At 29.0% G+C, this 11402-nt stretch carries 13 protein-coding genes; 9 read left to right on the forward strand and 4 right to left on the reverse strand.

Going from position 1 to position 11402, the window contains the following annotated elements:
* Positions 1-265, reverse strand: a 265-nt coding sequence (locus CHL78_RS18195; protein WP_199534117.1) for a DHH family phosphoesterase, incomplete at its 3' end; no start/stop codon positions are given.
* A 147-nt stretch (positions 266-412) separates the two neighbouring features.
* Between CHL78_RS18195 and CHL78_RS18200 the strand changes: the two genes are divergently transcribed.
* Together CHL78_RS18200 and adhE are read left to right on the forward strand one after the other, a co-directional pair.
* Complete coding sequence (locus CHL78_RS18200; RefSeq protein ID WP_158540731.1) at positions 413-1006, forward strand: DUF4230 domain-containing protein; 594 nt, start codon at positions 413-415, stop codon at positions 1004-1006.
* A gap of 380 nt (positions 1007-1386) precedes the next feature.
* Complete coding sequence (adhE, locus tag CHL78_RS18205) at positions 1387-4020, forward strand: bifunctional acetaldehyde-CoA/alcohol dehydrogenase (protein ID WP_094368297.1); 2634 nt, start codon at positions 1387-1389, stop codon at positions 4018-4020.
* Positions 4021-4183: 163 nt separating this feature from the next.
* On the opposite strand, the gene CHL78_RS18210 is transcribed toward adhE, so the two are convergent.
* Together CHL78_RS18210 and CHL78_RS18215 are read right to left on the reverse strand one after the other, a co-directional pair.
* A complete protein-coding gene (locus tag CHL78_RS18210) occupies positions 4184-4528 on the reverse strand; it encodes a hypothetical protein (RefSeq protein WP_094368298.1) in 345 nt (114 codons plus the stop codon).
* A gap of 284 nt (positions 4529-4812) precedes the next feature.
* Positions 4813-5064, reverse strand: coding sequence for a hypothetical protein (locus CHL78_RS18215; protein WP_094368299.1), 252 nt, complete (start codon positions 5062-5064; stop codon positions 4813-4815).
* A gap of 86 nt (positions 5065-5150) precedes the next feature.
* Here CHL78_RS18215 and CHL78_RS18220 point away from each other — a divergent pair, with 86 nt between their 5' ends.
* The 7 genes from CHL78_RS18220 (at position 5151) to CHL78_RS18250 (ending at position 10593) form a co-directional block, all read left to right on the forward strand.
* Positions 5151-5882 carry a YkgJ family cysteine cluster protein gene (locus CHL78_RS18220; protein ID WP_094368300.1) on the forward strand — a complete coding sequence of 244 codons (732 nt, stop codon included), beginning with the start codon at positions 5151-5153 and terminating at the stop codon, positions 5880-5882.
* 11 nt (positions 5883-5893) lie between these two features.
* On the forward strand, positions 5894-6805 hold the full coding sequence (locus tag CHL78_RS18225; protein WP_094368301.1) for an MBL fold metallo-hydrolase: 912 nt from the start codon (positions 5894-5896) through the stop codon (positions 6803-6805).
* A gap of 50 nt (positions 6806-6855) precedes the next feature.
* Complete coding sequence (locus CHL78_RS18230) at positions 6856-7656, forward strand: GTP pyrophosphokinase (protein WP_094368302.1); 801 nt, start codon at positions 6856-6858, stop codon at positions 7654-7656.
* 116 nt (positions 7657-7772) lie between these two features.
* Positions 7773-8465: a metallophosphoesterase gene (locus tag CHL78_RS18235; protein ID WP_094368303.1), complete on the forward strand. Its 693-nt coding sequence runs from the start codon at positions 7773-7775 to the stop codon at positions 8463-8465.
* 64 nt (positions 8466-8529) lie between these two features.
* On the forward strand, positions 8530-9345 hold the full coding sequence (locus CHL78_RS18240; RefSeq protein WP_094368304.1) for a hypothetical protein: 816 nt from the start codon (positions 8530-8532) through the stop codon (positions 9343-9345).
* Positions 9346-9515: 170 nt separating this feature from the next.
* The gene (locus CHL78_RS18245; protein ID WP_094368305.1) at positions 9516-10076 is read left to right on the forward strand and encodes a 5' nucleotidase, NT5C type; all 561 of its coding nucleotides are present in this window, start codon (positions 9516-9518) and stop codon (positions 10074-10076) included.
* A 31-nt stretch (positions 10077-10107) separates the two neighbouring features.
* Positions 10108-10593, forward strand: a complete 486-nt coding sequence (locus CHL78_RS18250) for a hypothetical protein (RefSeq protein ID WP_094368306.1) — start codon at positions 10108-10110, stop codon at positions 10591-10593.
* Between the two features lie 43 nt (positions 10594-10636).
* Here the strand turns inward: CHL78_RS18250 and CHL78_RS18255 are convergent.
* Positions 10637-11402, reverse strand: a 766-nt coding sequence (locus CHL78_RS18255; protein ID WP_116041669.1) for a class II fructose-bisphosphate aldolase, incomplete at its 5' end; no start/stop codon positions are given.

An 11402-nucleotide genomic window follows, 5' to 3' on the forward strand; every position in this document is an offset into this window, starting at 1 on the left:
CTTCTATACCATCAGCACTTTGAGCGTACTCATTGTGGTCTACTAAAACAACATTTAATCCTTTTATAGGTGTTTCATCAGTGTTTAATACTTTAGGAGCATCTACCTTAAAGTAATCTAATACAAACTGAGCTTCTTTTCTTATGTCTCCTAAAGCACAAGCTGTAGCATTGTGTCCTAGTTGATTTTTTAAATAAGTTAAAGATATTGATGAACATATTGAATCTGTATCTGGGTTCTTATGTCCGAATACTAATAAATCCATTTTTTACTCCTTCCGTACACAGTTATAAATTGAAAATATAACCTATGTCACTAAAAAATTTATAAAATAATAAGTAATATTTAGGTTTATACCACTACTATACTTATTAATAACAGGAATATTATATCAAAAGGAGGGAATGTTTTGTTGCAAAAACGTAAAAAAATTAAGAAAGTATATATATTATTACTTATTTTTATTATAGCATTAGCAACATGTTATATTATATTCAAACTTAAACCACAAAAAAATGAATATAGTGATAATACTAAGGTTTTGGATACTATAACTCAAGCTCTTGATTTAAATACTATAAAATATAACTATAATAACATTGTAACTGTTAAGAAAGATTTAAGTATAATGGACATAAAAATCCCTTTTACAAATAAATCATTTGTTATAAAGTATAGTGGAATCATAAATGCAGGAGTAAAACCAGAAGACATAGAGGTACTTTCAAATAAAGAAGATAGTATATCTATAGAAATAAAAAAATGTAGCATATTAGACCACTACATAGATGATGAAAATATATATTTATATGATGTGAAAAATTCTATTTTTAATAAGGTAGATACTCAAGAAGTATTTGAAGATATGAGCAAGTACAAAAAAGAGTATGAAAGCAAAGTTATAGAGGAAGGGTTTATGGATGAAGTAAAAAGTAGTACAGAGTCTAGTCTGAAATCATCATTAATAAATATAGGATATAAAGATGTGAAAATAACTTTTAAATAATTAGAATACGTATAATATTTAACAAAGAAATAACTTTAAAGATGGAAAATAACCTATTTTTATTAGAATTTTTAAGAATAGGTTATTTTTCTTAAAAGAATGTGTTTTTTTTAACGATGGCATGGAATGTAAAATATAGAAAGGATTTATCAAAAAATATGTATACGAAAAACATAATAGAACATGGCTGAAAGGTTAGAAAATGCAGTTATTTACAGTGTAAAAAAAATAAAAACGTTTACCTTGAATTAATAAATAAAAATTTAACAAAAGATATTGACATAAAAATCCTGATGGGTTATTATCTAAATATAGCAAGTTTGTTAATTAACTAACGCAGTTTAATATAAATTATTTAAAATTTTGGGAGGAAATATACTATGAGTACTAAGGAAGCAAAAAATACTAAAGTAGTTGAATTAAAGCAAGAGTTTAGTGTTGAAAACATGATTAATGGATTAGTTACTAAAGCAGAGGCTGCTAAAAAAGCAATGCTTGACCTAGACCAAGAGGCGGTTGATAAAATAGTTGCTGCAATGGCTAAAGCTGGTTTAGATCAGCATATAGAATTAGCTCAATTAGCTGTAAATGAAACTCAAAGGGGAGTATTTGAAGATAAAGTAACAAAAAATATATTTGCTACTGAATACATACACAACAGTATAAAGTACAAGAAAACTGCTGGTGTTATAGAAGATAATGAAGAAGAAGGATACATGTTAATAGCTGAACCAATAGGTGTTGTTGCAGGGGTAACACCAGTTACTAACCCAACTTCTACTACAATGTTTAAATCTATAATATCATTAAAAGGTAGAAACCCAATAATATTCAGTTTCCATCCATCAGCTCAAAAATGTTCTTCTGAAGCTGCTAAAATAGTAAGAGATGCTGCAATAGCTGCAGGAGCTCCAGAAAATTGTGTACAATGGATAGAGCAACCATCAATAGAAGCTTCTAACTTATTAATGAACCACAGAGGAGTTGCGTTAATACTTGCAACAGGTGGACCAGGAATGGTTAAGGCAGCTTACTCTTCAGGAAAACCAGCTCTAGGGGTTGGAGCAGGTAATGTACCTTGCTACATAGAAAAGACTGCAGATGTAAAGCAAGCTGTAAATGATTTAATATTATCAAAAACTTTCGATAACGGAATGATATGTGCTTCTGAGCAAGCAGTTATAATAGATGAAGAAATATACGATGAAGTAGTAAACTTAATGAAGTACTATGATTGCTACTTTGTAGATAAAAAAGAAAAAGAATTATTACAAAACCTTGTAATAAATCCAGAAACTAAGACTTTAAATCCGAACATAGTTGGACAAAGTGCTTACCAAATAGCTCAAATGGCAGGACTTAAGAAAGTTCCTCAAAATGCAAAAATATTAGTTGCTGAGCTTGAAAAAGTAGGAATGGAAGATCCTTTATCAAAAGAAAAGTTAAGTCCAGTACTTGCTTGTTTCAAAGTTAAAGGTTCTAAAGAAGGTATAGAGAAGTGTGTAGAAATGACTGAGTTTGGAGGACTAGGACATTCAGCTGTTATACACTCTAACGATGACGATATAATATTAGAATTTGGAAAAACTGTAAGAACGGGTAGATTACTTGTAAATGCACCATCAACTCACGGAGCTATAGGTGATATATACAATGTAAATACTCCATCATTAACTTTAGGATGTGGTTCTATGGGTAACAACTCAACAACTGATAACGTATCAGCAGTAAACTTAATAAATGTTAAGAAGGTTGCTAAGAGAAAGATAAACATGCAATGGTTCAAAGTACCTGAAAGAATATACCATGAATTCGGTTCAATCAGCTACTTAGAAAAATTACCAAATGCAAATAGAGTAATGATAGTTACTGATAGAATGATGGTTCAATTAGGAAATGTTGAGAAATTAAACCACCACTTAAGAAAGAGACAAAATCCAGTAATGATAGATGTATTCTGTGATGTAGAGCCAGATCCATCTGTAGAAACAGTGTTAAATGGTGCGGAAGCTATGAGAAAGTTCAAGCCTGACACTATAATAGCTCTAGGTGGAGGTTCAGCAATGGATGCTGCTAAGGCTATGTGGTTATTCTACGAAAATCCAGAAGCTAACTTTGATGATTTAAGACTAAGATTTATGGATATAAGAAAGAGAGTATTCAAGTTCCCTAAATTAGGAAGACAGGCTCAATTAGTAGCTATACCAACTACTTCAGGAACTGGATCAGAAGTAACTTCTTTCGCAGTTGTTACAGATAAAGTAAATAACATGAAATATCCTTTAGCTGATTATGAGTTAACTCCAGATGTAGCTATAATAGATCCTACATTAGTTATGACTGTTCCAGCATCAGTTACAGCTGATACAGGGGTAGACGTATTAACTCATGCAGTAGAGGCTTACGTTTCTATAATGGCAACTGATTACACAGATGCATTAGCTTTAAAAGCTATTCAATTAGTATTTGATTACTTACCAAAAGCTTATAGAAATGGAAATGATAAAGAAGCTAGAGAAAAGATGCACAATGCTTCTTGTATGGCAGGTATGGCATTTACAAATGCATTCTTAGGAATAAATCACTCATTAGCTCATAAATTAGGTGGAGAATTCCATATACCTCATGGTAGAGCAAATGCTATATTATTACCACATGTTGTTAAGTACAATGCAACTAAGCCAACTAAATTTGTTGCATTCCCTAAATATAAAGCTTTCATAGCTGATCAAAAGTATGCTGAAATAGCTAGATTCTTAGGATTACCAGCGTCAACTACTGAAGAGGGAGTTAACAGCTTAATAGAGGCTATAAATAACTTATTAGTAGAATTAAATATACCTCAAACTATAGAAGCTTGTGGTGTAACTGAAGAAGCGTTCATGGCCAAAGTAGATAAATTATCTTTAGATGCTTTCGATGACCAGTGTACTCCAGCTAACCCAAGACTTCCATTAGTAACAGAGTTAAAAGATATATACTTAACAGCTTTTGGAAAAACTACAGAAAAATAAATTATAGAAATATTCAGAATATTAACTTGACTTACTAAGAGAATATTAATATAATTAACTTATAATAAGTAAGCAATTACAAAAAAAGGGGCCTATTAAGGCCCCCTTATTTTTTATTAAATAGTAGAATTACAGATTGAAGTAACTAATAGTTATTAATCCTCTAAGCTTTATCTAAAGGAGTTTTAGAGAAAAGAACCTTCTCATGGATATTCTTAATACTTATAACAGAATCTGCATACTCAATTTCAAAATTTGCAAAAGCAGATAATAAATCAATATCCCTCATTACATGAACAGTCATTATATTGCTTGTCTTATCTATTCTAAGAATCAGAGACCTTACAAAAGGGAATTGGATTCTAGATTTAAAAAATCCAGAATTATCATTATTTATATCTAAACTACGATAATTAACATCTATAAATAAATCTAAATCATTATCCTCTTCACGAATTATTCTATATTCAAAATCTGTATCTAAATTTAAATTTCCTATGTTTAGCATACTGTACCTCGTTTCCTATGATTAATCTTATCAGATAATTATAACTTATTTTGAATTTACTAACTAGAAATAATTATATTTATAATTGTTTCTATAAAAATAGTAAAATAAATCAATAAGTTAATAGAGTCGCTACATAATTATGCTTTAGCAAAAATAAAAAGAGCTTTCATTGGGGGAATGAAAGCTCAAATTGGGGGAGATTGAGTTAAATATTTAATTTCACATATGTATTATGAACCATAAATAAGCTTGTTATACATAAAAATTAAAAGAATATTTAACTATCTCTTTTTATTTATAAATTTTGCGCCAAGATACTTTTTTATATCTTCATCTGAAGAGAAATCATCTATAAGAATCTCTCTACCGCTGTCTTCAAGAATGACTAAAACCTCACAGTCTCCTTGTAAGAAAAATTTTCTAACTGTTTCTTCTCTTACCTCTCTAATCTTAGTGATGTTCTTTTTTTGCTTTTCATAATCCTTAGTATAGTAACTATCCATCATGCTTATTATTTTAGTGTATCTATTCATAAAATTACCTCCTATAATTAACCTTTGTAAGTGTGTTATAATAAGTGTTTGTATTAACTTAATAATTATAACAAGGAGTAATAATAATGACTAGTATAAAAAAATCGGAAGTCTTAAAATGTATAGATTATTCTAAAGAAAATAAATTAATAGATAAACTAAATAGTGTATATAATACACTACCTAGTGGGGACTGTAATGGCTGTGGAAGCTGCTGTATGGAGTCTGTAGGTATAAATTTAATTGAGTTTATAAATATTTTTAATTATTTAAAGGGAAATGATAAACTAAGAATAGAATGTTTAAATAAAGTACTAGACTATTACTTCTTAGAATATGTAAAGAAAAGTCCATGTCCTTTTAAAGATGATAATAATAGATGTATGATTTATGAAGTTAGGCCTTTAAACTGTAGATTATTTGGACATTGGAAAAAAGAGGATTACAATAAGAATTTATCTAATGTGACAAAGAGAAATATAGATTACAAAAATATTATCAAATCTAAGTATGGATTTGATATTAATGATGAAGTAGTTAATTATAAAATAAATTACTGCGAGGATTTTATACCTGAGAAGGAATATTTAGACAAAGCTACAAGATTAAGTTTTGCAGATGAACTAATGGTATTAGATTCAAAAATTTTTTCTAAAGAAATTATTGATATAGATTTTAAAGATAGAGGAATAGTTGAATACTTTATAGACTGTCTACTAAATGAAAATGTAGCTTATAATATAAAAGTGAAAGTGTCAAAAGATAGTGAGGCAAGGGAAGTTGCAATAAATAGACTAAAAAAAATACTAGTAAGATAATTGGTGATAAGATGGATATAACAAACATACAAGGAAACACTTATTACATCAAAGGTGGAACTAATACAGGTGTTTATATATATAATGATAGTACTGCGCTTATAATAGACCCAGGATTAGGTGGACTTAGACCAAAGAGAATAATTAAAGCTTTAGATGATAAAGACATAGAGATAAAGTATATTATAAACACACATGAGCACAATGATCATTATGGCGCGTGTAATCAATTTAAAGAGCGCTATAATAACGCTAAGTTGCTATCATCAGAGTATTCAAGATTATATATAGAGCATCCAGAGCTATTTTCAAAGTATATAATGGGTGGAAGAAGTAACTCATTTATGGATGGAATATTAAAAGGAAAATCTTTAGGAAAAGTAAGTATAGATGCTGTTATAGAAGAAGGTGTAGTAACTCTAAATGAGGTGGATTTCAACATAATAGAGTTTAAAGGGCATACTCCAGGAAGTATCGGTGTTTTAACAAAAGATAAAGTACTTTTTGTAGGAGACCTTCTTATTGGAGATGAGATATTAGATAAGTATGATTTTTTATTTTTATTTGATATAGCAGATTATAAAGAATCATTAAATAAGCTAAAATATTTAGATTTTAATTATATAGTAGAAGGTCATGGAAAAAGAATTATTGAGAAAACTGATTGTCGTAGAATAATAGAAAAGCATGAAAAGTCTATAGATAAGTACTTGAATCAAGTAAGAAATATGATAAATGAACCAATCACTTTAGAAAATATATTAAAGAACATTATAAATAACAATAAATTAAGTAATAATTACAAGGAGTATCATTTTTTTAAATCATCTTTGGTTTCTTTAATAAGTCATTTAATTGATTTAGATGAAATAATGTATAAACTAAGTGATGGTGAATTGCTTTATTATACCAAAAAAAAATAAATTATGTTAAAATAAATATGACTGCAAAAATAGAATAAAGGGTGAGCAATATGGAATACGAAAAATGGGATGAAGTACTAGCTCCTTATGATCATGCTGTTGAAGAATTAAAAGTAAAATTTAAAAATATAAGAAAAGAATTTCTCGCTAAAGGAGAGTATTCTCCGATAGAATTTGTTACAGGTAGAACTAAAAAAATAGCTTCTATAATATCTAAATCAAAAAGAATGCAAATAGATGATATAGAAGGTGAAATGGAAGATATAGCTGGTATTAGAATTATGTGCCAGTTTGTTGAAGATATATATACTATAATAACCCTAATCAAGTCTAGAAATGATATGAGTATAGTTTATGAGAAAGATTATATTGAAAATTTTAAAGACAGTGGATATAGAAGTTACCATGTAATAATAAGGTATCCGATAAACTCAATTGCAGGATCTAAGGAAATATTATGTGAGATACAGATTAGAACACTTGCTATGAACTTTTGGGCCACAATAGAGCACTCTTTAAAATATAAGTATGAGCACTACATACCTGAAGATGTAGCAATAAGACTTAGGAGAGCCGCAGATGCTGCATTTTTATTAGATCAAGAAATGAGCGAGATTAGAGAAGACATAATGAAAGCTCAAGTTATGTATCAAGTTAAATCTGTAACTGTAAGAGATGTATTGAATAAAATTCAAGAATTATATAATGTTGGAAATACACAAAGAGCAATAATGTATCAAAGAAGATTAGATAAGATAGATACAGAAAAAGATATAACGGAAATTTTACATCTAAAAAGAGAAATAGATGATTTATTACAGGAGTACAAAAACCCAAAGAAAAGTAATTAGATAGTTATCCATAGTTATGGATAACTTTCTTTTTTGAAAATAGATATTAATATATTAGATATGAAATAAAACGGAAATAATTTAAATAAGTAAGATTAATAGAAAGGAAAAAAATTATGAGTTTATATGCAATAGGTGACTTACATTTTTCAACAGCCGTGAATAAGCCTATGAACATTTTTGGCGATAACTGGGAAGGTCATGAAAGCAAAATAATTGAAAATTGGAAATTGAAAGTAAAGGATAATGACACAGTATTGGTTTTAGGAGATACATCTTGGGGGATAAACCTAGGAGAAGCAAGTAAGGATTTAGATATAATAAGTGAACTTCCAGGGAGAAAGATATTTATCAAGGGTAATCATGATTACTGGTGGACAACTGTTACAAATCTAAATAAATTGTATGAAAATATGAGTTTCTTACAGACTAATTTTTATGAGTATGAAGACTATGCCATCTGCGGAGGAAGAGGATGGATGTGTCCTAATGATGTTAAGTTTGATGAGAATGATAAAAAAATATATATAAGAGAAGAAAATAGGATAAGATTATCTCTTCAGTCAGCAGTAAAGAAGGGATACTCAAAGTTAATAGTTATAACTCATTATCCACCTACAAATGATAAGCTAGAGGAATCGATATTTACTAAGCTTTATGAGGAATATAATGTAGAGAAGGTAATATATGGACATCTGCATGGTAAGGATTCCTTTAAGATGGGGTTAAAAGGAATTAGAAATGGAGTTGAGTATACACTTGCTTCTTGTGACTATATAGATTTTAATTTAATCCAAGTATTGGATTAATAATTATAAAAATGGTAAATACTATAAGCTATATGACTAAAAATTAAAAAGGGGGCGCTAATAAATGAGATGGGCGGTTGTTTTCTTATTATTATATCTTATCCCGCTAATAGAGATATTTAGGAATTATAAGAACTTTAAGAGGTCTTGTATATATAGCAGTATTTACGTAGTTTTGGTTACTATAATAGTTATCAGCAATGTTTATGTAAGCGGCTTAGGAAAGATAAAGGAAGCTATATATTATCAAAAATATACGAAAAATAGTCAATACGAAGACCAATATATCTCTAGCTTTGATAAACAAAATCAAAAGGAAAAAGATAAAGAAGAGTACATAAGCGATAAAGAACTTGAGGAGAAAAAAGGAGACTCAAAACAACAAAAACCAAAAGAATCTCCTGAAATAGAGGAAACTATCAATACATTAGAAAATGATATGCAAACAATAGATAGTTTTAATAAAGAAATTTATGAAATAGAAAAGATAGCGCTAATTCCTATGAGGGAATGTATGGCATATACTAAAAATATAGCAAAAAATTTGACTAAATTAAATGAGATAAAATCTGATGTAGAACATGCTAAAAATCAATGTGATTATGTAATAGACATGTATGAAGATATGAAGATACCGGCTTTATCTAAAGAAGAATATATAGAAGTATTAAGTAGTTCAAGGAACGACTTAATAAAGACCTATGAACTAAGATCGAAGGCGATGGAAAGTGCAATCAAGCTTATAGATAGTAAAAATATCAAATATATAAGCAAGATTACTCAATATTTAAACTCGTCAGATGAACATATAGCAAACTTCAAAGAAAGACTGAATGGTCTAAAGCAGAATTTAGAAAAAGAAGAGAGTGTACAGAGTTAGATAAGTTAATTAATAAGTATAAACTTGTTTTAAAACTGTAAAAATTATGTAAAAGCTTACCTATATAGGTAAGCTTTTTGGTATTATATACATATACTTATATTGCACTCTTTGATTTATAATTAGAGTTGTGATATTATTACATTTAACTAATAATTATGGAGGTAGAGATGAATAAATTAAATATATGTATTGATATAGATGGAACAGTAACTAGCCCTTATCATTTCATTCCATATTTAAATGAAATGTATAATAAAAATATTACAGAAGAAGATTGTACTACTTATAATTGGGAAAGTTTGTATGATATAGATATGGACAGATTATTAGAAAGATTTCATGGGGACTATATGCATTCTTACGGAGAAGCTGAAGTTGTAGAAGGTGCTAAGGATGTCATTGGAGAATTATATAAAGATCATAATGTATTCTTTGTAACAGCTAGGAGCGAAATATTAACAGATGTGACTACTAATTGGTTAAAGAACAATGGTTTTGAAGAAATAGATGTTTACTTATTAGGAAGTCATTATAAGATAGATAAAGCTAGAGAATTAGAGTGTAATATTTTTATTGAAGATAGTCCATCAAATGCTATGGAGTTAGCAGGTGAAGGGATGCTAGTATTATTAATTGATACAAACTATAATAAAGATATAAACCATGAAAATATAATTAGAGTTGAAAATTGGACTCAAATAAAAGATATTATAGAAAAATATAGATAGAGCACATTTATTAAATGGGGGAGGCGATCATATGATAGAGTTAAAGCTAAAGAATAGAAAAGGAAAATTTCATGTAAATAGCAATGAAATAAAAGATATTCTAGGATTGCGCCCAGATTTTGAGTATGTACAAGATATTTCAAATACTATAAATCAAAAAGATATAATGGTATTTGATTGCCAATTATCAGAAGATGTTTTTGACATGCAAGATATAGAAGAATTGCTTGAAGAAGCAGGCGATAATATTGATGAATCTTACTTTGATGTTTTATTTGAAGATGTAAGAGCATACCTAAAAGATGCAACAGACGAAATAGAATCAGAACTGCAGGATTTATACTTAGTTGAAAATATAAGATGCTTTTTTGATGTATATAATATAAATGAAGATTTTGATGATTTTAAATTTGTATTTGTAGTATGTTTTAAGGATATAAAAATATCATCACTTACTAATTTGGCTAAAATAGTTTCAAAAAGGCAGTTAGTAGGAGCATCAAAATTTTATAGCTAATAAAAAAATCTCCTGATATTCAGGAGATTTTTTGTCAATAGAATTAAGCTTGGTTTATAGAACCGAATAATTCCATTTTTTCTTTTACAGTAGCTTTTATAGCTTCTAATCCTGGAGCTAATAGTTTACGAGGGTCAAATCCTTTACCCTCTAAATCTTTTCCAGCTTCTATGTATTTACGAGTAGCTTCAGCGAATACTAATTGGCACTCAGTATTAACATTTATCTTAGAAACCCCTAAAGATATAGCTTCTTTTATCATTTCTTCAGATATACCAGTACCACCGTGTAATACTAATGGCATTTGACCTGTAGATTTGTTTATAGCAGCTAAAGCTTCGAAGTTTAATCCTGCCCAGTTTTCTGGATATTGACCATGTATATTACCTATACCAGCAGCTAACATGTCAACTCCTAAATCAGCTATTTGCTTACATTCAGCTGGATCAGCTATTTCACCAGCACCTACAACACCATCTTCTTCCCCACCTATAGAACCAACTTCTGCTTCTACAGATATCCCTTTAGCGTTTGCAATCTTTATTATTTCTGTTGTTTTTTCTATATTTTCTTCAATAGAGTAGTGAGAACCATCAAACATAACAGAAGAGAATCCTGCTTCTATTACTTTTAATGCTCCATCATAGCTACCGTGGTCTAAGTGAAGAGCAACTGGAACTGTTATTTTTAATTCTTCTAACATTCCGTTAACCATTCCTACTATAGTTTTGTAACCACCCATGTACTTACCAGCACCTTCAGATACACCTAATATAACTGGAGAATTGTTTTCTTGAGCAGTTAATAAT

It is taken from the genome of Romboutsia weinsteinii, from assembly GCF_002250835.2.
GTDB classification, from domain to species: Bacteria; Bacillota; Clostridia; order Peptostreptococcales; family Peptostreptococcaceae; genus Romboutsia_A; species Romboutsia_A weinsteinii.